Source organism: Paenibacillus sp. FSL P4-0176, from assembly GCF_037975265.1.
Classification (GTDB): domain Bacteria; phylum Bacillota; class Bacilli; order Paenibacillales; family Paenibacillaceae; genus Paenibacillus; species Paenibacillus amylolyticus.
Genome location: NZ_CP150242.1, coordinates 6,814,483 through 6,840,140, shown reverse-complemented (window position 1 = coordinate 6,840,140; position 25,658 = coordinate 6,814,483). Strand labels below are relative to the sequence as shown.

25 protein-coding genes are annotated in these 25,658 nt (G+C 46.8%); 14 read left to right on the top strand and 11 right to left on the bottom strand.

The features are described 5' to 3' along the window. The first annotated feature begins 26 nt into the window (after positions 1-26). The 5 genes from MKY95_RS31240 to MKY95_RS31220 all read left to right on the top strand — a co-directional run bounded on the left by MKY95_RS31240 (position 27) and on the right by MKY95_RS31220 (position 6,200). Complete coding sequence (locus tag MKY95_RS31240; protein ID WP_076209656.1) at positions 27-794, top strand: GTP cyclohydrolase II; 768 nt, start codon at positions 27-29, stop codon at positions 792-794. A gap of 192 nt (positions 795-986) precedes the next feature. Then, positions 987-1,556, top strand: coding sequence for a glycerol-3-phosphate responsive antiterminator (locus tag MKY95_RS31235; RefSeq protein ID WP_076320321.1), 570 nt, complete (start codon positions 987-989; stop codon positions 1,554-1,556). Between the two features lie 28 nt (positions 1,557-1,584). Further along, the gene (gene glpK, locus MKY95_RS31230) at positions 1,585-3,072 is read left to right on the top strand and encodes a glycerol kinase GlpK (RefSeq protein WP_036667919.1); all 1,488 of its coding nucleotides are present in this window, start codon (positions 1,585-1,587) and stop codon (positions 3,070-3,072) included. A 396-nt stretch (positions 3,073-3,468) separates the two neighbouring features. Then, a complete protein-coding gene (locus MKY95_RS31225) occupies positions 3,469-5,127 on the top strand; it encodes an FAD-dependent oxidoreductase (RefSeq protein ID WP_076320319.1) in 1,659 nt (552 codons plus the stop codon). Between the two features lie 68 nt (positions 5,128-5,195). Further along, the gene (locus tag MKY95_RS31220) at positions 5,196-6,200 is read left to right on the top strand and encodes a Gfo/Idh/MocA family oxidoreductase (protein ID WP_076320318.1); all 1,005 of its coding nucleotides are present in this window, start codon (positions 5,196-5,198) and stop codon (positions 6,198-6,200) included. A gap of 104 nt (positions 6,201-6,304) precedes the next feature. On the opposite strand, the gene MKY95_RS31215 is transcribed toward MKY95_RS31220, so the two are convergent. Then, positions 6,305-6,604, bottom strand: coding sequence for a helix-turn-helix domain-containing protein (locus MKY95_RS31215; protein WP_026081419.1), 300 nt, complete (start codon positions 6,602-6,604; stop codon positions 6,305-6,307). Positions 6,605-7,027: 423 nt separating this feature from the next. Between MKY95_RS31215 and MKY95_RS31210 the strand changes: the two genes are divergently transcribed. Further along, the gene (locus tag MKY95_RS31210) at positions 7,028-7,408 is read left to right on the top strand and encodes a DoxX family protein (RefSeq protein ID WP_051447288.1); all 381 of its coding nucleotides are present in this window, start codon (positions 7,028-7,030) and stop codon (positions 7,406-7,408) included. A gap of 125 nt (positions 7,409-7,533) precedes the next feature. Here the strand turns inward: MKY95_RS31210 and MKY95_RS31205 are convergent, their stop codons facing one another. The 5 genes from MKY95_RS31205 to MKY95_RS31185 form a co-directional block, all read right to left on the bottom strand. Continuing rightward, the gene (locus MKY95_RS31205; protein ID WP_339195995.1) at positions 7,534-8,373 is read right to left on the bottom strand and encodes a DNA alkylation repair protein; all 840 of its coding nucleotides are present in this window, start codon (positions 8,371-8,373) and stop codon (positions 7,534-7,536) included. Between the two features lie 77 nt (positions 8,374-8,450). Continuing rightward, positions 8,451-9,146: a Crp/Fnr family transcriptional regulator gene (locus MKY95_RS31200; RefSeq protein ID WP_076320317.1), complete on the bottom strand. Its 696-nt coding sequence runs from the start codon at positions 9,144-9,146 to the stop codon at positions 8,451-8,453. Between the two features lie 127 nt (positions 9,147-9,273). Beyond that, on the bottom strand, positions 9,274-9,792 hold the full coding sequence (locus MKY95_RS31195) for an AbrB/MazE/SpoVT family DNA-binding domain-containing protein (RefSeq protein ID WP_036612972.1): 519 nt from the start codon (positions 9,790-9,792) through the stop codon (positions 9,274-9,276). Between the two features lie 105 nt (positions 9,793-9,897). Beyond that, positions 9,898-10,578: a CidB/LrgB family autolysis modulator gene (locus MKY95_RS31190; RefSeq protein WP_076251772.1), complete on the bottom strand. Its 681-nt coding sequence runs from the start codon at positions 10,576-10,578 to the stop codon at positions 9,898-9,900. After that, complete coding sequence (locus MKY95_RS31185; RefSeq protein ID WP_017691758.1) at positions 10,575-10,946, bottom strand: CidA/LrgA family holin-like protein; 372 nt, start codon at positions 10,944-10,946, stop codon at positions 10,575-10,577. Before MKY95_RS31185 ends, MKY95_RS31190 begins: the two co-directional genes overlap by 4 nt. A gap of 161 nt (positions 10,947-11,107) precedes the next feature. Between MKY95_RS31185 and MKY95_RS31180 the strand changes: the two genes are divergently transcribed. The 4 genes from MKY95_RS31180 (at position 11,108) to MKY95_RS31165 (ending at position 14,609) form a co-directional block, all read left to right on the top strand. Continuing rightward, a complete protein-coding gene (locus tag MKY95_RS31180) occupies positions 11,108-11,992 on the top strand; it encodes a LysR family transcriptional regulator (RefSeq protein ID WP_036612948.1) in 885 nt (294 codons plus the stop codon). A 112-nt stretch (positions 11,993-12,104) separates the two neighbouring features. Next, positions 12,105-12,962, top strand: a complete 858-nt coding sequence (locus MKY95_RS31175; RefSeq protein WP_036612939.1) for a carbon-nitrogen hydrolase family protein — start codon at positions 12,105-12,107, stop codon at positions 12,960-12,962. 254 nt (positions 12,963-13,216) lie between these two features. Further along, a complete protein-coding gene (locus tag MKY95_RS31170) occupies positions 13,217-13,891 on the top strand; it encodes a GNAT family N-acetyltransferase (protein WP_036612936.1) in 675 nt (224 codons plus the stop codon). 46 nt (positions 13,892-13,937) lie between these two features. Beyond that, positions 13,938-14,609, top strand: coding sequence for a hypothetical protein (locus MKY95_RS31165; protein WP_047840815.1), 672 nt, complete (start codon positions 13,938-13,940; stop codon positions 14,607-14,609). Between the two features lie 159 nt (positions 14,610-14,768). Here the strand turns inward: MKY95_RS31165 and MKY95_RS31160 are convergent, their stop codons facing one another. Further along, on the bottom strand, positions 14,769-15,626 hold the full coding sequence (locus MKY95_RS31160; RefSeq protein ID WP_076319308.1) for an alpha/beta hydrolase: 858 nt from the start codon (positions 15,624-15,626) through the stop codon (positions 14,769-14,771). A 112-nt stretch (positions 15,627-15,738) separates the two neighbouring features. On the opposite strand from MKY95_RS31160, the gene MKY95_RS31155 reads away from it, so the two are divergent. Continuing rightward, positions 15,739-16,686: a LysR family transcriptional regulator gene (locus MKY95_RS31155; RefSeq protein ID WP_338707249.1), complete on the top strand. Its 948-nt coding sequence runs from the start codon at positions 15,739-15,741 to the stop codon at positions 16,684-16,686. Between the two features lie 184 nt (positions 16,687-16,870). Here the strand turns inward: MKY95_RS31155 and MKY95_RS31150 are convergent, their stop codons facing one another. From MKY95_RS31150 to MKY95_RS31135, 4 genes are all read right to left on the bottom strand, one after another. Next, positions 16,871-18,853 carry an LTA synthase family protein gene (locus tag MKY95_RS31150; protein ID WP_256721321.1) on the bottom strand — a complete coding sequence of 661 codons (1,983 nt, stop codon included), beginning with the start codon at positions 18,851-18,853 and terminating at the stop codon, positions 16,871-16,873. A gap of 171 nt (positions 18,854-19,024) precedes the next feature. Beyond that, positions 19,025-19,522 (bottom strand): antibiotic biosynthesis monooxygenase, encoded by a 498-nt coding sequence (locus MKY95_RS31145; RefSeq protein WP_076319306.1) that lies wholly within the window; start codon positions 19,520-19,522, stop codon positions 19,025-19,027. Between the two features lie 91 nt (positions 19,523-19,613). Next, on the bottom strand, positions 19,614-19,928 hold the full coding sequence (locus MKY95_RS31140; protein WP_051447287.1) for a hypothetical protein: 315 nt from the start codon (positions 19,926-19,928) through the stop codon (positions 19,614-19,616). After that, complete coding sequence (locus tag MKY95_RS31135; protein WP_036612923.1) at positions 19,918-20,130, bottom strand: helix-turn-helix transcriptional regulator; 213 nt, start codon at positions 20,128-20,130, stop codon at positions 19,918-19,920. Before MKY95_RS31135 ends, MKY95_RS31140 begins: the two co-directional genes overlap by 11 nt. Before the next feature lie 169 nt (positions 20,131-20,299). Between MKY95_RS31135 and MKY95_RS31130 the strand changes: the two genes are divergently transcribed. The 3 genes from MKY95_RS31130 (at position 20,300) to MKY95_RS31120 (ending at position 25,631) form a co-directional block, all read left to right on the top strand. Further along, positions 20,300-22,612: an ATP-dependent DNA helicase gene (locus MKY95_RS31130; protein ID WP_076253721.1), complete on the top strand. Its 2,313-nt coding sequence runs from the start codon at positions 20,300-20,302 to the stop codon at positions 22,610-22,612. Between the two features lie 365 nt (positions 22,613-22,977). After that, positions 22,978-24,459, top strand: a complete 1,482-nt coding sequence (locus MKY95_RS31125) for an alpha-amylase (protein ID WP_339195988.1) — start codon at positions 22,978-22,980, stop codon at positions 24,457-24,459. 539 nt (positions 24,460-24,998) lie between these two features. After that, on the top strand, positions 24,999-25,631 hold the full coding sequence (locus tag MKY95_RS31120; protein ID WP_036612917.1) for a hypothetical protein: 633 nt from the start codon (positions 24,999-25,001) through the stop codon (positions 25,629-25,631). Positions 25,632-25,658 lie beyond the last annotated feature (27 nt).

Genomic DNA, 25,658 nt, shown 5'->3' with positions numbered 1-25,658 from the left:
AGTTGGCCTAAACAGGAGGAACGACAATGATCAATTCACATATTATTCAACTGCTTGCCCCCAAAATTCAGACTTTTCCGAGTGGAAAAGAGTTCATATACCTGGTGGGGCCAATCAAACTCCCGGTTAACCTCGATGGGGAGACCAAGACATTCCAGTGGTATAGCTGGATGAAATCGGACAAAGCGATGGAGAGCGGCGAGTTAATCGAATCTCTTGCTGAGGCTGAACTGGCAGAGCGCCAACAATCCAGTGTTCTGGTGTACGGTGACTTTGCCGACGCACAAGAAGCGCTGATTCGGATGCATAGCATCTGTCATACAGGCGACATCTTTGGCAGCAAACGCTGTGATTGTGGCTTCCAATTGGAGCAATCCATGAAAATGATCGCCGCTCACGGAGCGGGCGCACTGTTCTACCTTGCCAACCATGAAGGACGTGGCATTGGTCTGTTCAGCAAAGCCATGGCGTACATTTTGCAAGAAGAAGGTCTGGATACGGTAGATGCGAACTTGCAGCTCGGATTCACAGACGATGCCCGCAATTATGACGATGCGATTGCCGTATTGCGTGCGCTTCGCTCCGCACCGGTTACATTGATCACCAACAATCCACGGAAGCTGGCTGCCTTGCAGGAAGCGGGATTGAATGTGGGTGGACGTGTGCCACTATGGGGAGATCGCTCTGCTTTTAACGAGAAATATCTGCAAACGAAAGTGAACCGTTCCGGTCATTTGGCAGAAAGTGATGGTTGGGCTGGGGCAGAGACGCTACTTCCGCATGCGCAGGGTTAATCATTATTTATAGACGTATACGAATAGATGGCTAGCCGTTGATGTACTCTCTGTTATGGAGAAGTACAACAGCGGCTTTTTGCTATGGATGATAGGGTAGCGATCAGGTTTTCCTGATTCACGGAATGGCTTGCCGTTCCCGCAGTGCGGATTATACAATATAGTCATCTGATGAATGCGGGAGGAACCAAGGTGCCATTTGAGGGACAACGTATATTGCCGGCTGCAAAGAGCATGAAGCAGTTTGAAGCGATGATTGAAGGCCCTTATACCTATGGGGTGATGCTGGAAACGCATATTGCACAGCTTCAGAGTGTAATGGACGAGGCTCGGCGGTACGACAAAAAGATACTTTTGCATGCAGATCTGGTCCAAGGATTGAAGAATGATGAGTATGCGGCAGAGTATCTGTGTCAGCAGATTCGCCCGGCAGGACTGATCTCTACGCGAGCGAGTGTCATTCAGAAGGCAAAGCAGAAAGGCATTACAGCGATTCAACGTATTTTTCTGCTCGATACCCATGCACTGGAGAAAAGTTATCTGCTGCTGGCCAAAACCCAACCGGATTATATTGAAGTATTACCTGGCGTCATTCCGCATATTATTGCGGAAGTATCTGTGCGTACAGGGATACCCATTATTGCAGGGGGATTGATCCGTTCACCGGAAGAGGTTGAACTTGCGCTTGGCGTCGGGGCTACGGCAGTGACCACATCCAACGCAGATCTGATCCGACACTTCGAGAAATCGCTTACACCTTAAAAAGAACCCACAACAGGAGGTTGGCTGTATGGAAAAATATATATTGGCTCTGGATCAGGGAACAACAAGCTCCCGAGCTATTCTATTTAACCGTGGCGGGGAGATTGTGCACATTGCACAGCAGGAATTCCCTCAATATTTCCCCAAACCGGGCTGGGTAGAGCAGAATGCCAACGAAATCTGGAGTTCCATTCTTGCCGTGATGGCTTCATGTCTGGCAGAGAGCGGAATTAAGCCTGTCCAGATTGCCGGAATTGGAATTACAAATCAGCGGGAGACCGTTGTGGTATGGGACAAAGAAACAGGCAGACCCATCTATAATGCAGTGGTATGGCAATCCAGACAGACCGCAGATATCTGTGAAGAATTGAAGACGCAGGGTCTCGGGGACCTTTTCCGCCGTAAAACAGGATTACTGATCGATCCCTACTTCTCGGGAACAAAGGTGAAGTGGATTCTGGATCATGTCCCTGGTGCCCGGGAGCGGGCAGAGAAGGGTGAACTGCTGTTTGGCACGATTGATAGCTGGCTGATCTGGAAACTGAGCGGGGGTACACATGTCACGGATATATCCAATGCCTCACGTACTCTGATCTATAACATCTATGATCTGCAATGGGATGACGAATTGTTGGATATCCTCGACATTCCCAAGGCTATGCTACCAGAAGTGCGAGGTTCATCCGAGGTGTATGCACACACAACAGACTATCATTTCTTCGGTCATCGGATTCCGATTGCGGGAGCGGCAGGAGATCAACAGGCAGCGATGTTTGGTCAGGGCTGTTACACCAAGGGTAGTATGAAAAATACATATGGTACCGGTTGTTTCATGCTTATGAACACGGGAGAGAACCCGGTACAATCCAATCACGGACTGATTACAACGATTGCCTGGGGGATGAATGGCAAGGTTGAATATGCGCTCGAAGGTAGCATTTTTGTTGCAGGTTCAGCGGTTCAGTGGCTGCGTGATGGATTAAGAATGCTTCGCTCTTCAAAAGATAGCGAGGATTACGCCTCACGTGTGCCTTCGACAGACGGCGTTTATATGGTACCTGCATTTGTGGGACTGGGCAGTCCGTATTGGGATAGTGAGGTTAAGGGTGCGGTGTTTGGCCTGACCCGAGGCACGACAAAGGAACACTTTATCCGTGCTACGCTTGAGGCGTTGGCGTATCAGACCAAAGATGTACTGGAGGCAATGGAATCCGACTCGGGTATTCCCGTGCATGCTCTGCGTGTGGATGGAGGAGCGGCGGCCAATGATTTTCTCATGCAATTCCAGAGTGATATTCTGGGCATTCCTGTCGAACGCCCAACGGTGAATGAAACGACTGCATTGGGTGCGGCTTATCTGGCAGGATTGGCAGTAGGATATTGGACGAGTGCGGATGAATTGACGGATCATGAAAATACGGAGCGTGTCTTCCAGCCTGTTATGGCTGAGCAACAACGAACAGAACTGTATACAGGCTGGAAGCGTGCAGTGAATGCAGCAATGGCTTTTAAATAAAAGAAATGAATATTTCTTGGTGTGGGTATTTGTACTTTTTAACTAAACATATGTTATAAATGATATTTACTGGTGGAAAATGATGCATGATTTACAGGGTTATTCTTCCTGGAGAAGGCAAAATATATATCCACTATAAGGAAAAAAACAAGGTTAGTGGATTCATTTGAAATTCCATCCTTTGGCAGAACAACTTTTTGAATTTTTTTTGAATAATGTGTCATTTCAGGACTTCACGCCGTCAAAAATCTGTGATAGGATAAAGGCACAAGTTAAAAAAATGATGTCTGGAGATCGGGAGGGACCACGTGCCGCTCAGCAATTGCTGAGCGAATGACGTGGTCCTTTTTTTGTTTTTTTACGGAAATATTAAGGAAATCAATGGGAGGTTCAAGAATGACAGAAACGTTCTCGTCAGCACAACGGACCGAATATTTGCAAAATATGGCGAATGCACATTTTGACGTATTGATTATTGGCGGCGGGATTACAGGCGCAGGGATTGCATTGGATGCGGCTTCGCGTGGGTTGAAGACGGCACTTGTAGAAATGCAGGATTTTGCAGCAGGTACATCCAGTCGTTCGACCAAACTTGTCCATGGCGGATTACGTTATTTGAAGCAATATGAAGTGAAGATGGTTGCTGAGGTAGGACGGGAGCGGGCTGTAGTTTATGAAAATGGGCCACATGTGACAACACCGGAACCGATGTTGTTACCGATCTATACGGCTGGCACGTTCGGCCGCTTCAGCACATCCATTGGACTGATGGTGTACGATCGGCTTGCCGGGGTGAAGCGCAGTGAACGGCGCCAAATGTTGAATGCTGGAGCGGTGTCAGATAGTGAACCTCTGTTACGCAAACAGGGGTTGTTGGGTGGTGGACTCTATGTGGAGTACCGGACTGATGATGCCAGGCTCACCATTGAAGTTATGAAAGAAGCTGTCAAACGTGGGGCACAGGCAGTGAACTACGTTAAGGCGAAAGGTTTCCTGAAGGAGAATGGCAAGATTACAGGTATTGAAGCCGTGGATCAGATCGACGGTCAGGCATATATGCTGAAAGCGAGCAAGGTGATCAACGCTTCCGGTCCATGGGTGGACGGTCTGCGGGAATTGGACGGTTCGCGCCAGGGGAAAACACTGCAGATGACCAAAGGCATTCATTTGGTCTTTGATGGTGAACGATTCCCATTAAGACAGGCCGTCTATTTTGATACACCAGATGGTCGAATGGTATTTGCTGTCCCACGTGATGGCAAAACCTATGTAGGTACAACCGACACTGTATATCAGGACGATCCTGCACACCCGCAAATTTCCGACGCGGATCGCGATTATGTGATTGATGCAGTTAATGGCATGTTTCCAGATGTACACATTGGTACCGAGGACGTGGAATCCGGATGGGCGGGTGTACGGCCACTAATTCATGAGGAAGGCAAGAATCCTTCCGAAATATCACGTAAAGATGAAGTCTGGGTATCCGAATCCAATCTGATTACGATTGCCGGGGGCAAGTTAACCGGGTACCGTAAAATGGCCGAGATGGTTGTTGATCTGGTCGCACGCCAGATGGAGCAGGAGAGTGGGCATTCCATAGGCCCTTGTGTAACAAAGAAGATGCCCATCTCCGGCGGTGATGTAGGGGGATCGGCTGGATTTGTATCGTATGCGGAGCGCAAGATCAAGGACGGTGTTGCTCTCGGGCTTGCCCGACCGGCTGCGGAGCGGCTGGTTCGCACGTATGGTTCCAATGTGGAGGCACTGTATGAGCGAATGCCCGATCCACGCACCAAGTCCGATCTTCATGGCATGCCACAGGAGTTATTGCTTATGCTACATTACGCGATTGATGAAGAGATGGCTGCAACTCCATCTGACTTTTTGGTACGAAGAACAGGTGATTTATTCTTCCGTATTAATGAAGTTCGTCGCTATAAAGCAGCGGTTATCTCGTATATGGCAGGTCGTTTGGACTGGTCAGAAGAGGAAGTGGTTAAACATACACAGGAACTGGATCAGCTGTTGCTGGAAGCATCCGGCAAAATCTAAGGCAGGATTTCAAGATCGAGAGTCGAATGGAACATGTAAGCGTGTAACATAGAGAGGGGATTACATCCATGACATTACAGATCGGAATCATTGGAACAGGCTGGTTCAGTAAGGTACACGCGGATATTCTCGCACGGATGGAAGGTGTTCGTGTTGCGAGTGTCTGTGGAACTTCGCTCGAAAAGGCAGAGGCTATGGCCTTCGTTTATGATGCTGTTGGTTACGGGGAACTTGAACATATGCTGGATGGTGAGAAGCTGGATGCGGTGTATATCTGTGTGCCTCCCATGTCTCATGGATCGATTGAGTCCGAATTAATCCGCCGCGGTATTCCATTCCTGGTGGAGAAACCGCTGAGTACTGGAATGGACGTTCCACGTCAGGTGTTGGATCAGGTGCAAAAGAGTGGATTGTTAACCTCTGTAGGATACCATTTCCGTTATCAGGAGGCTGCGCAGGTTCTGCAGCAAGCGATGGAAGAACAGACGGTCGGCATGGCTCTTGGCCGCTGGATGGGCGGAATGCCAGGGGTCGCCTGGTGGCGGCGTCAGGACGGTTCAGGAGGGCAATTCGTAGAGCAGACTACACATATTGTAGACTTGCTTCGGTATTGTGCAGGAGAAGTTACGGAGGTATATGCTGTAGCAGCTCAGCGAAGCATGCATGAGAAGCATGAACATGTGACCGTAGCCGATGTGGCAAATGTGACGCTTAAGCTGGAAAGTGGAGCGATTGCCAGTATCGCCAATACATGTCTGTTGCCAGACGGAGAGGGCGGCGCAGGGCTCCAGTTCTACACGGATGCAGGTGTGTGGGATTGGACGCCAGAACGTTTGCTTCTGCCAAGTGCCGCAACACATGCGATGGCAGGTCTGGAGATTCCGGCAGGACATAATCCATACGAGCGTGAGAATGAAGCGTTCATTCACGCCCTGCGTACGGGAGACCGTTCACGAATTCTGTCCGATTATGCGGATGCCTGCCGTACACAGGAGATTACGACGGCGGCCTTGGCATCGGCAGATTCCGGCCTGCCTGTACAGCTTCAGCCTTCAAAACATCTCTCTCATTAAAAGGTTGAAGGTAATATAAATACGCCTGAATCAGGGAATGATCCGCAGATCAGCCTGATTCAGGCGTATTTGTGTTGAGTAGAGATTATTAAGTAGCAATTCAACTACTCGGATTTCTGCTGTTTCAACCAGTCGGATGACCAACTGTAGATCTGATCAATGACAGGTTCAATGGCTCTGCCTTTCGGTGTTAATTCATACTCTACACGGGGAGGTATCTCGGGAAACATGTGTCGGGTTACGATACCTTCCGTCTCCATTTCCTTCAATCGCTCCGATAAAAGTCGTCCACTGATCGCCATCTCTGCTTCAAGCTCCGTAAACCGCTTGGGTCCGGACAACAGTTGGTACATAATTAACAGTACCCACTTCTTGCCTATGATGTCTATGGCTTGAGTGATCATACAGGGACTTGGTGATTTTACTTTTTTCAGCTTCAACGTGTTCACCTCGATTCATAATGATTTTCTTCAAAGTTGTATATGAAAGGACATGATTTCTGCCGCTTTAAGAATATAGGACATCCAAGTAAATGAGGGTTACTACAAAATATACTGTAACATACCTTTTGTATGTATTATACATCATACAGTGAAAAATTACTTGAAGAAATTATATTATTATTATATACTAACTTCACAAAAGTAAGTTGGTGATAAATAATACGTATAATATGAACGCGTACTATTCTGAAAATTGAACTGGGCTGAACGGTTGAAAACAGAGTGACCTTTGGGAACTTTTACATAGATTCTTTTTTTACAATGTGCAGCAAAAATAATCATTACATAGTAGGAACATATAATTTGTTATAGGAGGATCTACATATGAACAAAATTTTGGGTTATGTTTTTCTGGTTGTGTTAGCAGGTGTTTTCGTCATGACGGGGTTTAACAAGATTAGTGGGGCAGACATGATGATTCAGACATTCGAAAGTTTCTCTTATCCGACATGGACGATGTATCTGCTGGGCGCTGCGGAGTTGCTTAGTGCTGTAGGACTGCTGATTCCACGGACTCGCATCCTGGCTTCTGGCATACTGACCTTCATTCTGATTGGGGCCGTGGGAAGTCATCTGATCTATGCACAATACGCTGCTGTTCCGTTCCCGGCTGTGTTGTTGGTAGCTAACATTATTGTTTTGGTTGTGGGCATGCGCAGATTGGAAGCGGAAGAAGAAGGCCAGATGGACGCGATTCAGGCGTAAGTTAAAGATAAGAGGGAACGTAATTGGGCTGTTCAACGTGGAAAAGGTATTCCTGTCAAAAGGAATGTAAACGCGGATGCCTATGCAGAAGATGACCACTGCCAGTAAGCGGTGGTCATCTTTTTTTATGTAAGACTTCGCGTGGCACGTGTAACGATTCGCCGCGTATGTTGGGTATCCGACTGCTGAGTCCAAGTGGCACAGACCTGCCGCACCCACTCTGGATTGGTCTTGCTGGCGTCGTTCAGCCAGTTACTTACCGAATCCTGCACATACTTATGGGCATCGGATTTTACTGCGTCAAGCAAGGGAAGGGCCATGGCCGGATTTTCTTTTAACTCCTGAATATGCTTGGCCCAGACGCCACGAGGTCTGATTGATTCTATGGCAAATCGACGGATCAGTGGATCAGGGTCAACGCTCCATGGGATTAACTGCTGCAAGGCTAAGGATAATTCGGCAGAGATGGACTCCCGTACAGCCATCCAGGCGATTTCTCTTACACCAAAGTGATGATCTGCTGCAAAGGGCCGAATATGCTCCAACTTTTCAGTCAGGTTCAGACCGGAATCTAGCCCAATGATATAAGCCGCCCAGCAGCGAACACTGTCTGAACGATGCTCTGCAATGGAACAAAAGAGATTCGTTTTTTCATTGACTGATGGACGTTTCAACAGATCAAGCCATTGCATGGCTATGGCCGGGATGATTTTCATGATCCGCTGCTCATCCATCTGTGTTAACTGCTCTGTAATTGCTCTGGTTTCGACATCCATTCCCCATTCATGGGTAACCTTCTGAAAAAGAGAAACATGATCTACAGCCAGCCATTCGGTCAGATTGACCGATTCGATATGTCCTGCTTGTAGCCAATTGCGGATATGCTCAGGAATTTCCGTTGCTTTACGGGCACCTTTGCGAAGAAAAATGTCTTCAGGGATAAATAGATCTGGCTTAGCACTCAACAGTATATTCCTCCTTAGCTGTATAACATCATGAGTTATACAGTACAACTTGCTGGAGAACAGGGATGTAAGGCATCTTACAAGTGGTCAGTGATTTTCCGGAGGTTAGCGATTTCGTCACGATGAAGGGAGACTGATTTGAATCCGGTACGAATACGGCCAGCTCTTGCTAACTCTTGCATGACAATCGTAACCGATTCCCGTGTGGCTCCTGCCATCCAGGCAATCTCCTGATGGGTAAGCCCGAGTTGAATCCGGCAGTACTCATCTTCTTCGATCCATCCCATCTGTACAGCCAGCCGGAAGAGATTATGTATCACCTTTTCATGCAGGTTTCCGAGTGCAAGCGTCTGTGTCAACTCGCTCATTCGTTTGATCCGCTCGCTTAGTACGTTCATCAGTCTCATCATAAATTCTGGATGTTCAATCAGAAACTGTTCAAAACGTTGTTTGTTCATCAGGCAAATATCACACTCCTCCATCGTTTCGATATAAACGGCGCGTGTTCCGAGTGATATTCCGTTCATTTCTCCAAACACGTTACCTTCCGTCAAAATATCGAGAGTGAACTGCTTGCCCTCCGGATTTAATGTATATAAACGAACCTTTCCCCGTTTTACAAAATAGAAACCTTCTGTAAACGTATCGGGTGTCTGGATCTGTCTGTTTTTAGGTATGGTCGTAATAGAAGTCATCCCATCCATTTCAATCAGGTCTGCCTCGGATAAGGAGGACATGAGGTCGAATTGTGATAAATACAGAATTTTATCCATAGAACTCCTTTCCATTACAATATGAATATAAAAAAAAGAAGAACCCACGAAAAACAACGGGTTCTCTTGCAGCGGGACTTCCTGATCGGAAGGTCTTCTGACTATAAATGATCAAATGCCATTTTGATTATAGTAACTTTTTTAATTGAGAGACGCGTCCTTGGCTGATGCCAAGCTTTTCCGCAATTTGCTGTTGAGCCAAACCGGGATTCTGTTCAACAATTTCTTTCATCTGTTGCAGCATACGTGCCGTCTTTGGCCGCAGGTCCGGGTATTCTTGGTTGTCAGCTGTGGTCCCTTCTTCCCTAGCGGGAGATGAGACTGGGGCGGATTTGGAAGCAGGACGCTCCACGGGTGCAGGAGCCTGTTTGTTCTGAGGTACGAACCAGTTGGGAGAGTCATCCGGGTGTTTTAATTGAATTGCACAAGTCCGGCAGATGAATTGTTCTTTGAAATACATTTCCGTATCTACATCACCGCAAAAAATACATAATGTTGATTTGTACTTTCTTAAAATCAACTCTTTTCCTTCAATGAAAAACTCAAGCGGATCGCCGATATGGATTTCCATCGTATCCCGCATTTCTTTGGGAAGGACAATTCGTCCAAGACGGTCCAGAGATCTCTTCATTCCGGTTCTTTTCATCGCATCTCCCCCGCAATATTCACAATTAAAAACCTGTCCTTATTGTAAGGAAGAAAGGGCTTTAATACAACAATAATATTTCAAAAAAGTGGATAATTCCATCCATTATGGGAAAATAAGTTTAGAAAGCACGGGTGCAACCGCTAAAGTGAACAATGCAGCGAGCACCATGGAGATGCTGGAGATGGTACCGGTCAGGGAACTCAGTTCAAACGCCTTGGATGTCCCTGTGCCATGGGCACCGGTTCCAAACAGTGTGCCTCGTGCAATCTCCCCATCGATGCGCAGCATTTTGACGATGGAAGGGCCCATAATTACTCCGAGCAGACCAGTCATAATAACAAAAACAGCTGTCACTGCGGGTATGCCACCGATAGTGGCGGATACGTTCATGGCAATTGGGGTGGTGATCGATCTTGGGATCAGACTATGAATGAGACCGGAATCCAGGCGCAACCATTTGGCGAGCAGGGCAGAAGAAAGTACGGCAACGACCGAACCGGTCATGACACTGAAGACAATCTCGGAAATATGTTTTTTGAGTACATGGAAAAAGGTATAGAGCGGTACGGCAAAAGCCACCGTGGCCGGTTGAAGAAGCAGACTCAGCCATTTGCCACCACTGCTATACGTGGCATAATCCGTTCCGGTTGCAAGCAATATGCCAACAACAAGAAGCGGTGTAATGAGCAACGGAGACAGATATACTTTAGGCAGATTGCGATACATTCGTTTGGTAACCCAATAGATACCGACGGTTAACAACAGGCAGAGAAATCCAATCATCCGGTGTGACGCTCCTTTCGTTTGGCAATTCGTGTAGCAACCAGGCCTGTGCAGGACATGACCAGGAATGTACTAAGCAGTACGATGAATAAAATCTGTAGTCCGTCATGCTCTAACATGGGCATATAGTTCATAATGCCAACGGCTGACGGGATAAAAAATAACAATAGTTCACCGAGCAGCCAGGCAGCTCCAACTTCAATCCAGCGCAGCTTCACGACACGAGTCTGAAGCAGAATGAATAACACAACCATACCGAGTATTGAACCCGGTACAGGAAGATGGAGAGTACGGGCCAGCAGGTCCATGAGCAGTGAAAAAACCATTAAGAGCGCAACTTGTGCAATACCAAGGCCCCATTTTTTCACTTCAATCCCTCCTTGTATAATCAACGTAATCGTTTAAGTTATTATGAAAATGAAAATGATTCATTTGATATCACAAATTTTACATGGCATTCTTTCATGAGTAAAATGCATATTAAGAATGTTTACTATTCCATTTGTCTATGAGAGGTGAGTATCAACCGATGGATATCCGCCATTTGCAATATTTTCTGGAAGTTGCCCGGCAGCAGAGCTTCACTAAAGCCGCCGAAGTCCTGTATATCACCCAGCCCACGATCAGCAAGACGGTCAAGAGTCTTGAAGAGGAATTGGGTATCACTTTACTGGACCGTTATGGGAAGAAAGTTGAACTAACCGATGCAGGCCATGTGTTTTTTCGGCAGGCACTTGAGATTGAAAAATCATTCCGCAGTCTGTCGTCCGAATTGGACGATCTGATGAACTTGAAGAAAGGCCATCTGCGGATTGGCTTGCCGCCAATGGTGGGGTCCAGCTTTTTCCCCATGATCATTGGTGAATTTCACAAAGCCTACCCGCAGGTGACCATTCAGCTGTTTGAGGATGGTGCCAAAAAAGTGGAGGCCGATGTGATCAGTGGTGCACTGGATATTGGCGTTGCCGTACTGCCAACCGTGGATGAACTGTTGGATCATTTTGTGTTTGTGAAAGAGAAGCTGAACCTGCTTGTACACCCTTCACATCCACTTGCAGGGAAAGAGTCGGTTGCCCTGCATGAACTGGAAAACGACGCCTTTGTGCTGTTTCGGGAGGATTTTGCATTGCATGACCGGATTATTGTGGCCTGTCAGCATGCTGGGTTCCAGCCCCGTGTGGTATATGAGAGCTCCCAGTGGGATCTGCTCAGCGCGATGGTTGCCGCCAATCTGGGAGTAGCCTTGCTACCGGAGACGATCTGTCGTGAGGTAGACAACATGCGCGTGCGCATTATACCCGTGGTGGAACCGGTGATTCCATGGCAGCTCGGCATGATCTGGCGGAAGGACCGCTATCTGTCTTTTGCCACAAGAGAGTGGATCGGATTCACACAGTCGATGCTGGGTGAGTAAGGGAAGCGATCGGAAGGTTATTCTGTCATTGTAGTGCCCAGTGTAAATACTCTTTTGTTGACCCCGGATCGTTGTTACAATGGAAGCATAATCTTGATGGAGGTGTACGAACATGAAACTGCGGGTATCCGCTGTACAATACCAATTGCACACAATCAGCTCGTTTGAGCAGTTCGCCGCTCAGGCTGAGCATTACATACGGACAGCGAGCGAATACGGAACTGAATTTGTGCTGTTCCCTGAATTTTTCACAACGCAATTAATGTCCATTGGGGACAAACAAGGCAATGCTCTGACAATTGAGGATCTGCCAAACTTTACGGAGCAATATGAACAACTGTTCACGTCACTCGCTGCCAAGTACGGCATGCACGTCATCGGGGGAACCCACGTCATTCGCCGTGAAGGGAAGCTGTATAATACAGCCCACATGTTCTACCCGGATGGTCGCATCGCGCGGCAGGACAAGATTCACATTACACCAACCGAAGTCCAGGAATGGAACATGGCTCCCGGAGAGGGACTTGAGGTGTTCGACACGGACAAAGGCCGTATTGCGATGCTGACTTGTTACGATATTGAATTTCCGGAAATTGTACGGATGGCCAAAGCCAAAGGCGCAGACGTAATTTTCTGTCCTTCCTGTACGGACGATCGTCACGGATTCTACCGTGTGCGTTATACGAGTCATGCCCGCGCGGTAGAGAATCAGGTGTATGTTGTGTTAACCGGAACAGTGGGTAACCTGCCGACCGTTGATTTCATGCGTGCCAACTATGGACAGGCTGCAATTATTACGCCGAATGATATTCCGTTCCCGCCACGTGGCATTCTGGCCGAGGGTGAGATTAACAACGATATGATCGTGACCGCCGATCTGGATCTGGACTTGTTGTATGAGGTACGTGAACGTGGATCGGTAACGACCTGGCGTGACCGCCGTACTGATCTGTATACCGATTGGGAGTAGGCAACCTTATAGAGGTTGTTCAAAAAGCCCGCTTTTGATTACGAAGGATGCCTAGTGGCATCATCAGCATCGAATATGGAATTCAGCCGAAATGTCCGTTGCTCACGTAGTCTTCCCTACGCTCCGCTACTCCATTTCTAGCTTCATCCCATCTTCTCGGTACTGAAAACCGACCTTTTTGAACACATAATTAAAACCGAAGCGAAACAGAGTAGGGAATTCATTTTGTCAGTGGAAAGGGGTGAACCGGCAACATGTATACCAAAGAAATGCTGATTACCGACCCGGAGCGAAGTGGCAAAAGGGTAAAAGCAGTCGTTCGCAATTATGTTACTGCCGACTTTGAGGAACTCATTCGCATTCAGGCGGAGAGTTTCCCTCCTCCTTATCCGGAAGAACTGCTCTGGAGTCACGAGCAGCTCACCAGTCATGTACAGCATTACCCGGAGGGTGCCATCTGTATTGAAGTCGATGGAGAGTTGGCTGGATCAATGACCTCGCTACGGATGCAGTGGGACCCTGCACATCCAGCAAGTCATACCTGGGCCCAAGTAACGGATGACGGTTATATTCGTAACCACCAGCCGGATGGCAACACGCTGTATATTGTTGATCTCTGTGTTCGTCCAAAGTACCGCAAATGGGGACTGGCTCAGCTTATGATGCAGGCGATGTACCACCTTGTCATCGCTCAGGGGATGGATCGGTTACTGGGTGCTGGTAGAATGCCCGGTTATCATTTGGTTGCAGACCAACTGTCTGCGCAGGAATATCTGAACCAGGTGGCAGCGGGAGAAAGACGTGATCCGGTGATATCGTTCCTGCTTCGTTGTGGGCGCATGCCAGTTGGTGTGACAGCGGACTATCTGGACGATGAGGAATCCTGCAATTATGCAGCCCTGATGGAGTGGCGGAATCCGTTCAGATAAAGAAATGTTAAACGAAATACATCATCAATCGAGGGGGTATTTATTCATGGAATTCACGCGTATTACATCCATTAAAGATCCATTGTTTGCCCAAATGCACAAGTTGATGCAGGAGATTTTCCCGCGGGAAGAAGTGCTTGACTTCCCCCTGTGGGAAGAACCGCTGGAAGATCCGGGTATTCGGGTGTTCGTGGCTGTGCATGAGGGACAGGTTGTTGGAGCGACAGAGTACCGTTATTACGAGGATTGGAACGTAGCCATGACGGACTTCACGATTATTGGGCGTGAAGGTCTGGGGATCGGCAGTTTCCTGGCGAATCACCGCAAGCGTGATCTGCAAAAGCTGGCTGCAGCAAACGGGAAAGAATTGTTCGGTATGTTTGCCGAAATCTATAACCCTTATCTGAGTCAGGATCATGAGTTTGGCGGCATCAAGCCGATGGACCCGTATGTGCGTCGCGAAGTTCTGTCCCATCTGGGATATCAGCGTCTGGACTTCCCATATGTTCATCCATCTTGGCAAGGTGACGGTGAAGCGGTTGGCGGCTTGGACCTGTGCTTCATGCCAGGTGATGAGTCGCTTGGTGAACTGCCAGCAAGCCTGGTGGCTGATTTCCTGAATCGATATTATGCAGTGCTTCCTAACAAACCACAAGAATGGCTTGCCATGGTAGAGCAATTGACTGCTCGCAAGTCGGTTGCGCTACTGCCATTGTAAACTGGACGGGATAGAACATTAGATCATAGTGGCGTTGCAAGTACCTTGAAGAATGATGACAGATGCAAAAAGCCCGTAGAACAGGCCATTATTGGACCTGCTTTCTACGGGCTTTTTCTATTTAGTTCAAGGTTGAGATTGATCCAATGTATGATGGGTTTAAAATATTTTCTTTAAGAAGTGGTGAATGAGCTCATGGATCTCTGTCACATGTGTTTCGAGAGCAAAATGCCCAGTATCAAGTAAATGTACTTCTGCAGATGGGATATCACGCTTATAAGCTAAAGCTCCAGCAGGAAGAAAAGCAGGATCATTTTTACCCCATACAGCTAGAAGAGGAGGTTGATAATTGCGGAAATAAGTCTGAAATTCAGGATAAAGATCCACGTTTGTTCTATAATCGAGGATTAAATCCAGTTGGATTTCTTCAGCTTCCGGGCGTGACATGTAGGCAATATCCAGTGAATATCCGTCTGGTGAAACAAGGCTAGCATCAGTTCCATGAAGATACTGAAAGTTACGGATAGTTTCGGGGGTTAAGGAATCACGACATGCTTCACGATTTTCAGGTGTTGGAGAGTGCCAATACATCTCCCAAGGTCCCCATGCGTCACTAAACCCTTCGACATATGCGTTGCCATTCTGACTAATAATGGCTTGAACTTGTTCCGGGTGAGCCACTGCCAAGCGATAACCGACAGGCGCCCCATAATCAAACACATACATTACATATTTCTTAAGAGCTAATGCTTCAGTGAAACCTTCAATAACTCGAAACAGGCTGTCAAATGTGAAGTCAAACTGACTACGGGGTGGAGTTGTTGTACGACCAAACCCAGCAAGATCAGGGGCAATGACACGGTATTGTTCTGCCAGTTTGGGAATAAGGTCGCGAAACATATGACTAGAGGATGGAAACCCGTGTAATAGTAAAATAACTTGGCCATCCTTAGGCCCGGCTTCACGGTAAAAAACTTCGACATCTCCAACTTTCTGGTGCTGATAACTAATCTTCATTTTTTACATCTCCTTCTGGATTCATTAAGAAGTCCAATATTATTTCTCTTACTTACCTGTACAACTGGTGATGACGTGTTTTTATTGTATAATTAATATATTTATTTGAATAATGAATAGATTGAATGCTAGCTATTTTAAATCGAAATACAAAAGGGTGAAAGATATGATAAATTCCTTAGAGGGTCGTTTTTTTCAGGCATTTATTGCTTTGCTTGAAGAGAAGAGTTTCAGCCGAGCTGGGGAGCGCTTAGGTTATGTCCAGTCCACAGTAACAACTCATATTCAACAGCTGGAGAAGATCTGCGGACAGAAGTTGTTTCATCGATTTCCACGAGGGGTGGAACCTACGGAAGCTGGAAAAGTATTTTCCAAATATGCTTATCAGTATGTCCACTTAAGTGAATCCCTTAAAGAAAGTATGAATGATATGAATCAGCCGTGCGGAACAATAAATATTAGACTACAGGAATCCTTTTTTCTTACACGCATGCTTCCATTTGTACAGGAATATACGAGAAACTTTCCAAGCGTAAATTTACGTGTTGAACAAGGGGCGCATCAAGATATTCTAAAAAGTGTGCTGGATTATGCCCTGGATTTTGGCATTGTTCCTCAAAACCCTGAGCGACATGACATTCTCTTTTATCCGATTATGGAAGAGACTATTGTTTTTGTTGCATCTGAGGATTTGGTTCGGAAAGTGGAAAGTGTAGGGGCGCAGATTCTAAATGACGAGGTGTTTATCAGTAACGGCACATCTTGTTTGTATCATACGACTGCTGTAGATGTTCTAAAGAATGAAGGGATTGTGGTTAAGGATGCGTTAGAGCTTTCAAGTCTTGAGATGATCAAGGAACTTGTATGCTGTGGAAAAGGTTTTGCCTTGGTCCCTAAAATAGCGATCAAAAACGAACTAAAGATGGGTAGATTAAAAATTCTTCCTTTTACTTCTAAAATAAGCTTTACGCATGGTCTGATTGTTCACAAAAATCGAGAGCGTAGTTTTACTGCTGAAAGTTTCCAATCGGAACTACTGAAATATTTTAAAGAATATTGATCCATCAGCTCTTGTAGCCTTCTGAAATGGAAAAAGGTTGAATGCCGATTGTGTGTAATTCAAATAACGCACATGTTCATCCTCGTAAGATGGATCATGTGCGTTATAGATGTGTAATCTTGAAGAAACTTCAGTACTTGGTGATTCACTATGAAGCTCTTTTTAGAATATTAAAAAAATAAAATCAGTTCGCGTCCTTTCGATCCGGGAGCTGGCTCAAATAACTGTTGGACAAGTGTGCAAGATCCAATGCTCGATCATATTGTTCCTTGGTTATAAACCGCGAAGGAGACACCTCACTGTTATTGGGTGTGGCGATAGTTGGAGATTCCTCTTCTCCTGAATTCTTCGGCATCTCTTCCGAAGGAACATTCATCTGCTGTTGCCCTTCATCTTGTCTGCCCGCATCAGCTAGGGAATAATGTGTTCCGTCCCCGTATCCTTTCGCCGGAATGAAGAGAGAAGCATCGTTTAGCACTGACCCGGAGGGAAGGTAATAACGTTCGGGTAGCAGATTTCCACCTTCGTGTAACAAATCCTGTCCGAAGTGTAATTGGTCCTTCAGCGATACACCGGTGAGTCCCGCAATCGTTGGCAGAATGTCTACCTGGCCTCCGATCTGTTCCAGTTGTACACCCGGGGTAACGCCTGGGGCCGAGATAATGAGTGGAATATTAATCATATCTGCTGATGTGTATTCCCGACCATACAACTCTTTCATAAGGACTTTGTCATCCCGATCCAGTGAATAGATGGGAAGTCCCAGGTGATCCCCGTACAAGACAAACAAACTATTTTCCCATAATCCCCGTTCTTTCAATCCAGCAATCAACTGTCCAACCGCCTGATCGGCATAATGCTGTGATATCAGATAATTACCGGGCAACGTATCCTTGTAACGCTCTGGCAGCGTCAGCTTCACCTTGTTTTTAGGCAAAGTGTACGGGTGGTGGGCTGACATGGAGATGATATGGGCATAGAAGGGATCACCCGAAGACTGCATGGATTCCAGCTTATCCAGTGTTTTGGAATATAAGACTTCATCCGAGGCCGAAAAGGCGATAGAGTCCTGCATGCCGAAATAATCAATATCATAATACTGGTCGAATCCAAGCGCCTTGTATAACTGATCCCGATTCCAGAAACGAACATCATTTGTATGGAATGTGGCTGTCTGATATCCGTTTGCTGACATCAGCTTGGGTAGACTCGGCAGAGCTTTATCCGCATATACAGTTGTTGCTGCCCCGTTCGGCGGGGTGTAGAACGATGTGTTCACAACAAATTCTGCATCCGATGTATTTCCCTGTCCCACTTGCTGATAAAAGTTCGGAAAATACAGGCTCTGTCTAGCCAATTGATTCAGATTAGGCGTAATCTCTTGTCCATCTACCTCTAATCCAATCAGAAAGTTCTGAAACGATTCCAACTGGAGCATAATCACGTTGCGTCCGCTCGCGGCACCCTGCTCCACAATTGCAGGCAGTTCGGTCGTTTGTTTCAGCTGGTCGATGTCAGTCTGATCAATGTGAGCGATGGGCACAGGTTTATCAGGTCGATCCAGGATGGTATACGCCTCGTAACCGAGGATGCCCATCTGTTCTGCTTGTGTAAGCTCACTCATGCTGGCCCGATTGGGATAGATGTTGAGCATGCACAGGATCATGGACAAGGTCAGTATGACCGAGGCAACCCTTCTTCTGGCACGTCGTTCAAGCGGAATGCGGTTCGGACGTTCTGTACTCCCGAGCTTGATCCGACGACGAATGAGTATCCCCCCAATAATCAGAACGTCTGCAAAAATAAACAAATAATAGGGGTCAAGCAAAGAAAACATGCTGCTCTTGACCGAGGTCACCTGATTCACCTGTGCCAACGCATGATAGTTAACGATTACGCCATAGTATTTGTAGTACATGATGGCTGCAAAGAAAATCCCTGAGAGCAGCAAATTCATGGCAAGGTATATCCACATTCGCCGCTTGGCAGCAAACCACTCGATTAGACAGAAGCCGATCCAGATGAGCGGCAATTCGGTCAGCAGTGGTTTCCAGACAGGGATGTCATCGAAGATAACAATCCAGGCCAATGAACTTTTGATCATCATGATAATGGTAAAGAATATAAACGGTCCGCTTAGAAATCGGGTGAGTGAACTGCGTGACAAGGTACCGCCTTCCCTTCCGAAGTTTCATTTAACAAGTATTATCCTATCTGAGCATGGCTGTGTCAAAAATGAGAGCCTTCTACAATTGACGGCAAAAAACCTCTTCCATGCAGGAAGAGGTTTGAAAAAACATGGGCCACTGCGATAAAAGCCAGATGCTACCCAATTTCGTTAGTCTATAGTGTACGTTGTGACGTAAGAAGGTCTGGGGAAAATTGTAGGCTTCTGTGCGGTCAGCCCTTCGCTAGTACTGCGGTTACGGTGAGCGTGACTATAAGCTTGGGATTCCTGCCAGCCTTTGAAATGTTCCTCCGACTGCCAGAGTGTAAGTACGACATATGTGTCATCCTTCAGAGGACGAAGAACACGAATACCAACAAAGCCAGGCTCGTCTTCTACCTTGCGGGCACGGTTCTTAAACCGTTCTTCGAAGTCGTTACGACCATCCTCTGTGACAGGGATATTGTTGAGAACAGCGTAACCACCGCCAGTCCAGGAGCCTGCGGCATCAAAAGCTTCATATGCGGCTACTTTATCATCAGACTCAATATTCATCAGGCGTTCTGCGGATTCAATAGCCAGACGCACGTGCTCTTCGCTTCGCAAAGTCAGATGCGGGTATGCAGCAAGTGCATCCGGAATCGGTGAAGGAACCAAATAGATATACATAGAAGCGGCCTCCTTATTAAGTACATTCTAACTCAACATAGCATATGGGATTGTGCGAGTCCAATCGGTTCACATGTATCGGACAGGTGGGCTAATTCCGAGCTGAGTAGTATAGGTTTGCCGCAATAGAAGATAAACAATGAATGACAAACACTGCAGTAATAATGAAAAAGGAAAGCGATATTCCGTCTAGCATAACTACGAGGATCCAAGCCAGAGCAAGACTGATAGTGGTCGCATTCCAGGAGAAGGCTTTTGCTCTCGTGATACAATAGAGGTACCGCTCATCCAGTCCGTTTTGCTTTTTTGCAATCAACCTTGTGAAAAAAATAATGAGTATTGCAAATAACAAACCAGCTACAATTCCACCGATCCCGATCATCCGATTCAGTAATTCAGAACTCAATATTCTCATCTCCTTCAAAAATAAATAATTCCTCGATCTGACAGCCAAATAATTGGGCAAGCTTGTGAGCAAGCACAAGAGAAGGTTTGTACTTTCCGGATTCCAACGATATGATGGTCTGCCTGGAGACCTTTAGCCGTTGAGACAGTTCTTCCTGTGTGATGTGCATATGTATTCGTTTGTCTCTGATTAGATTTTGCAAGTATATCCTCCCATAAGTAAAGTTCGCTTTACGTAAAGTTAACTTTACTTATGCGACGATGGAATGTCAATCTCTCTTTATAATATTTTCCACTTCTTCGAGGTGGTGCTGTGTCCAAAAGCATATTTCATGATAAAGTATAATCACTACAAACAGAACGGGTGATCGTATGACAACAACAATTCGGATATCGGTTAGACCTTTGGTGGAGTATGTGTACCGCAGTGGCAGCATACGTCCAGGGTTCCGGACCAATGCCTCGATGCAAGAGGGGACTCGAATCCACCAGCGGGTACAGAAGGAGTACACCGAAGAGGATCTGAAAGAGATTGTGCTCGAAGCTGAGATTCAACATGGGGATCTGACCTATGTGGTGGAGGGACGGTGTGATGGCCTGATCCGGTTGGAGGGTCAGTTGACGGTGGATGAGATCAAATCAACTGCGGGCAATCTGGATGATCTGGGAGAAGGTCTTCCCGTACACTGGGCACAGGCCATGATGTATGCCTACATGTACGCCGTTCAGCAAGATGAACCACGTATGCAAGTGCAGTTGACGTATGTGCATTCGGTTACCCATGAAGAAAGACGGTTTCGCCGAATGGCAGAACGACAGGAACTGGAGCAGTTTGCGGCAGAAGTGATTGCCGGTTATGCGCCATATGCAGAGATGATCGCTGCATATGAAGAAAAGCGTGATATCAGTGTGAAAGAGCTACCGTTTCCTTTTCGCAAATACAGGGAGGGACAGCGAAAGCTGGCAGGAGCCGTTTACAAAACAATCCGTGAGGGTCAGGGATTGATGGCCAAAGCACCAACAGGCATTGGTAAAACGATGTCCGTACTGTTCCCCACGGTCAAAGCGATTGGCGAAGGCGAAGCGAGCCGATTGTTCTATCTGACCGCGAGGACGACGACACGGGTGGCGGCAGAAGAAGCTTTTGCCCGGATGCAATCGGAAGGATTGAAGATGCATGTGATCAGTCTGACCGCGAAGGACAAGATATGTTTTAAAGAAGAGGAAGCTTGTGATACGGGGCAATGCGGCATGTGTGAAGGATATTATGACCGTATTAACGGGGCCGTGCTGGACATGCTGGAACATGAGACGTTGATGACACGTCCGGTCATCGAGCAGTATGCGCGTAAACATCGGGTGTGCCCGTTTGAGTTTTCCCTGGATGCGGCGTATGCAGCCGATGCGGTGATCTGCGATTATAACTATATTTTCGATCCGAGGATCTCTCTGAAAAGAATGTTGGAGGAGCAGAAACGCAAGACGGTGTTATTGGTGGACGAGGCTCATAATCTGGTCGATCGTGGCCGAATGATGTTTTCCGCTGAGCTGGAGAAGGCAGTATTTCTGGATGTGAAAAGAGAGTTCCAGTCGCTGGACAGCAGTGTGCCTGCTGCCAAAGCCATTGTTGACTACACCGGGGCCATTGATAAGTATCTGATTACCCTTCGGAAAAACGGTGGAGAAGAAGGAAAGATCATCCAGCAGGAAGCACCGGAGGAACTGATTGAACGGCTGGAGCCTTTTGTCATGGTTGCGGAGCAATGTCTTGTTGAAGGTGGTTCAGGGAATGCCGAGACGGATCAGTTGCTGTTGGATGCCTACTTCACGGCACAGAATTTCCTGCGTATTGCCAAGCTGTATGATGAACGTTTTATTACGTATGCAGAGTGTGTTCGAAGTGAAGTGAGAGTGAAGTTATTCTGTCTCGATCCTTCGGTACTGCTTCGTCAGACGGCCAAAGGATTCCGCTCCCTCATTCATTTTTCGGCCACATTGTCACCCCTTCGCTATTATCGGGATATGCTGGGTGCAGAGGAAGAGGATTATACATTGCAGATTCCATCACCATTTCAGCGCGAACAATTGGATGTGAGACTTCTGCCCTTATCCGTACGTTATAAGGACAGGGAACAGTCCCGGCGACCCATTGCGGAGATGCTGCAACAGCTGGTAAGTGAATGGCCGCGCAGTAATCTGATGGTCTTCTTCCCTTCCTACCCTTATATGCGCGAGATATATGAGACCTATGCACAGCTTCCAAGTGAAGCGGATACGGTTATACAAAAGCAAGGCATGAACGAACTGGAACGGGAGCAGTTTTTGGATGGTTTCCAACCCAATCCTGAACGAACACGATTGGTATTTGCTGTCATGGGTGGCGTATTCTCGGAAGGTGTCGATCTGCCGGGAGACCGCTTGAATGGCGTTGTTGTGGTAGGTGCGGGGCTGCCGCAGATTGGTCTGGAGAACAACGTATTACGTGATTATTATGATCGGACAGGACGCAACGGATTCAATTACGCCTATATTTTCCCGGGTATGAATAAGGTGCTGCAGGCGGGTGGACGGCTGATTCGGACAGAAGAAGACAGGGGTGTGCTGGTGCTGGTCGACGATCGTTTTATCCAAGAACCTTATCGTTCCCTGTTGCCCGAGGAGTGGCGGGACTATAAACGAATTTGATGAACGAACTACGAATGAAATGATGCATGTATATAAGTTGAACTAATCATTTACACGATAACGGAGAGGACAGAAAAAACCTGAAAAAGCGAAGCGTTCGCCTTTATCCTCGGATTTTCCCCTTCGAAAAAGGGAATCAAAAAATCTGGGGATAACAGCGATTGGAAGGTTATTCTGTCATCGTAGTGTCAGTGTAAATAATCTTTAGTTCAACATATATAGCATATATTTTTCGATTTTCTTTTCTTTATATGATTGAAGGGTAGGGTGAAAGGGTTATAACTTGGTTAGCAACGAACGAACAACGGCGATTACCCTATCCGTTCCGCGGTCCGCTTCGAAAGCAATCAAGGAGGTCGGTTATAATGAAGAGGAATCATACCATGATGCAGTTTTTTGAATGGCACCTGGCTGCAGACGGAGATCATTGGAAGCGACTGGCTGAAATGGCCCCGGAACTGAAAGCCAAAGGCATTGACTCGGTATGGGTGCCACCCGTAACCAAGGCAGTGTCAGCAGAAGATACAGGTTATGGTGTATATGATCTGTACGATCTGGGCGAATTTGATCAAAAGGGTACCGTACGGACCAAATATGGCACCAAGCAGGAACTGGTGGAGGCCATTGCTGAGTGTCAGAAGAACGGCATTGCCGTCTATGTGGATCTGGTTATGAATCACAAGGCCGGAGCAGATGAGACGGAAGTGTTCAAAGTGATCGAGGTTGATCCCAATGATCGAACGAAGGAAATTTCTGAGCCGTTTGAGATTGAGGGCTGGACCAAATTCACATTCCCGGGTCGCGGGGATCAATACTCCTCTTTTAAATGGAACTCTGAACACTTCAACGGCACGGACTTTGATGCCAAGGGAGAACGAACAGGTGTATTCCGCATCGCAGGAGAGAATAAAAAATGGAATGAGAATGTCGATGATGAGTTCGGCAACTATGACTATCTGATGTTCGCCAATATAGATTATAACCACCCGGATGTTCGGCGCGAGATGATCGATTGGGGGAAATGGCTGATCGATACCCTCCAGTGTGGTGGGTTCCGGCTGGATGCGATTAAGCATATCAACCACGAATTCATTAAGGAGTTCGCAGCAGAGATGATCCGCAAACGAGGTCAGGATTTCTACATCGTAGGTGAGTTCTGGAATTCGAACCTGGATGCATGTCGTGAATTCCTTGATACGGTAGACTATCAGATCGACCTGTTTGATGTGTCTCTTCACTACAAGTTGCATGAGGCTTCGCTTGCAGGTAGAGACTTTGATCTCTCCAAAATTTTCGATGACACCTTGGTGCATACCCATCCTACCCATGCGGTAACCTTCGTAGATAATCATGACTCCCAACCTCATGAAGCGTTGGAATCATGGATTGGTGATTGGTTTAAGCCGAGCGCTTATGCGTTGACGCTATTACGTCGTGATGGTTATCCGGTTGTATTTTACGGGGATTATTATGGTATTGGTGGACCTGAACCTGTGGATGGCAAAAAAGAGATTTTGGACATTCTGCTGTCTGCCCGTTGCAACAAGGCGTATGGAGAGCAGGAAGATTACTTCGATCACGCCAATACGATTGGCTGGGTACGTCGTGGCGTAGAGGAAATCGAAGGTTCCGGTTGTGCAGTGGTCATCTCCAACGGGGATGACGGTGAGAAGAGAATGTTCATCGGAGAGCATCGTGCTGGTGAAGTCTGGGTGGATCTGACGAAGAGCTGTGATGATCAGATTACCATTGAGGAAGACGGCTGGGCCACCTTCCATGTGTGCGGTGGAGGCGTCTCGGTATGGGTTCTTCCTGAACAGAATGAGGACTGCGCTGACGCTGAGTAACGGCATGTGCCAGGCAGGATAAGAAAAGGTACACCGACCGCATAAAAACAGTAAATAGATAGATCGTTAAACCATCTGAACAGGAGAGCGAGTATACCTGTGTCCAGGTGGTTTTTTGCATTTATCTAGGTACAACTAAAACTCCATCCTAACGAACCGAGGGCACCTTATTTGCACTGAATTAGCGTTATTGGAATTCTAACGAATCTCAGTAACCTTATTACTCTCAAAAACGATTGAAATAGCGCCAATTGGAGCAACATCACCAGATTAACGCGTCTGAGATTCGTTAGAATACTGGTAACTCGGATTTCAGCCGAATAAGGCTTCTCAGATTCGTTAGCTTAACGCGGGTTGAGGCTCGCCGCCATAGGCAAACGAATGACTGCTACAAGTAAAAACATGAAATGAGAAAGAAACACTTCGGTCCCACATCTTAATACATGGTACAATAATCCAAATATGGAGTATTAGAAAACATAATGAGAGAACGTAATAAGCGATATTTTTTGCAGAAGATGGAGAAGAGGAGGGATGGCATGAGCCCCAAAAGAGAGATGAACCGTTTCTTCCCGTTGGTCATGTACCTATGTGTAATAGCCGTGTGTCTGGGGGCTTGCAGTTTGGGACCAAACCAGGGGCCAGCGGGTGAACCGAAGCGAACCGATGAGTATACGTTGAATTCGGAGCGAAGAGATTTGAATGAGCGGGTTACGAAGAACCTTGAGTCTTTTCAGACGAACTCGCCAGATGATTATAATTTGACAGCAACGGTGGATGTGAGTCATGAATCCGGAGTTGATCGGATTACTTATGAGATTTTGGTGAATGAGGCTCGGGTGCCCATGGTTAATGTCATTCAGTCCTTCACCCTCGATCCCAACATGATAAATCGAATAGATGCTGGAGAATTATTTCATTCCAATGTGAGCAATACACACGAGATTAGTTTAGAGTCTGACAAGGAACCGCTTGGATTGAGTTTGAGCAGAAGTTACGTCTTGAAGCCCAAGGCGGAGATCGACAGCAATATCCTCCAGTGTTATGCAGATATGTATATCAAAATTTCCTATGGCCCAAATGATCAGCGAACGGAAGATTATTTTCACATCCATGCCGAGCCCTCTCCGAGGACAATTGAGCATATGAAGTCATGGGAGAAAGAAAAATAGGAAAAAGCAACGCCCACCAGTTCCGTA

What these genes read in the sequence shown, in the direction of transcription:
- MKY95_RS31120 (WP_036612917.1), top strand. Translation starts at nt 24,999, where the DNA reads ATGAGCCCCAAAAGAGAGATGAACCGTTTCTTCCCGTTGGTCATGTAC.
- MKY95_RS31195 (WP_036612972.1), bottom strand. Translation starts at nt 9,792, where the DNA reads ATGAAAAGAACCGGAATGAAGAGATCTCTGGACCGTCTTGGACGAATT.
- MKY95_RS31145 (WP_076319306.1), bottom strand. Translation starts at nt 19,522, where the DNA reads ATGTATATCTATTTGGTTCCTTCACCGATTCCGGATGCACTTGCTGCA.
- MKY95_RS31170 (WP_036612936.1), top strand. Translation starts at nt 13,217, where the DNA reads ATGTATACCAAAGAAATGCTGATTACCGACCCGGAGCGAAGTGGCAAA.
- MKY95_RS31160 (WP_076319308.1), bottom strand. Translation starts at nt 15,626, where the DNA reads ATGAAGATTAGTTATCAGCACCAGAAAGTTGGAGATGTCGAAGTTTTT.
- MKY95_RS31125 (WP_339195988.1), top strand. Translation starts at nt 22,978, where the DNA reads ATGAAGAGGAATCATACCATGATGCAGTTTTTTGAATGGCACCTGGCT.
- MKY95_RS31130 (WP_076253721.1), top strand. Translation starts at nt 20,300, where the DNA reads ATGACAACAACAATTCGGATATCGGTTAGACCTTTGGTGGAGTATGTG.
- MKY95_RS31200 (WP_076320317.1), bottom strand. Translation starts at nt 9,146, where the DNA reads ATGGATAAAATTCTGTATTTATCACAATTCGACCTCATGTCCTCCTTA.
- MKY95_RS31190 (WP_076251772.1), bottom strand. Translation starts at nt 10,578, where the DNA reads ATGATTGGATTTCTCTGCCTGTTGTTAACCGTCGGTATCTATTGGGTT.
- MKY95_RS31240 (WP_076209656.1), top strand. Translation starts at nt 27, where the DNA reads ATGATCAATTCACATATTATTCAACTGCTTGCCCCCAAAATTCAGACT.
- MKY95_RS31225 (WP_076320319.1), top strand. Translation starts at nt 3,469, where the DNA reads ATGACAGAAACGTTCTCGTCAGCACAACGGACCGAATATTTGCAAAAT.
- glpK (WP_036667919.1), top strand. Translation starts at nt 1,585, where the DNA reads ATGGAAAAATATATATTGGCTCTGGATCAGGGAACAACAAGCTCCCGA.
- MKY95_RS31220 (WP_076320318.1), top strand. Translation starts at nt 5,196, where the DNA reads ATGACATTACAGATCGGAATCATTGGAACAGGCTGGTTCAGTAAGGTA.
- MKY95_RS31165 (WP_047840815.1), top strand. Translation starts at nt 13,938, where the DNA reads ATGGAATTCACGCGTATTACATCCATTAAAGATCCATTGTTTGCCCAA.
- MKY95_RS31180 (WP_036612948.1), top strand. Translation starts at nt 11,108, where the DNA reads ATGGATATCCGCCATTTGCAATATTTTCTGGAAGTTGCCCGGCAGCAG.
- MKY95_RS31215 (WP_026081419.1), bottom strand. Translation starts at nt 6,604, where the DNA reads ATGATCACTCAAGCCATAGACATCATAGGCAAGAAGTGGGTACTGTTA.
- MKY95_RS31155 (WP_338707249.1), top strand. Translation starts at nt 15,739, where the DNA reads ATGAATAGATTGAATGCTAGCTATTTTAAATCGAAATACAAAAGGGTG.
- MKY95_RS31210 (WP_051447288.1), top strand. Translation starts at nt 7,028, where the DNA reads ATGAACAAAATTTTGGGTTATGTTTTTCTGGTTGTGTTAGCAGGTGTT.
- MKY95_RS31175 (WP_036612939.1), top strand. Translation starts at nt 12,105, where the DNA reads ATGAAACTGCGGGTATCCGCTGTACAATACCAATTGCACACAATCAGC.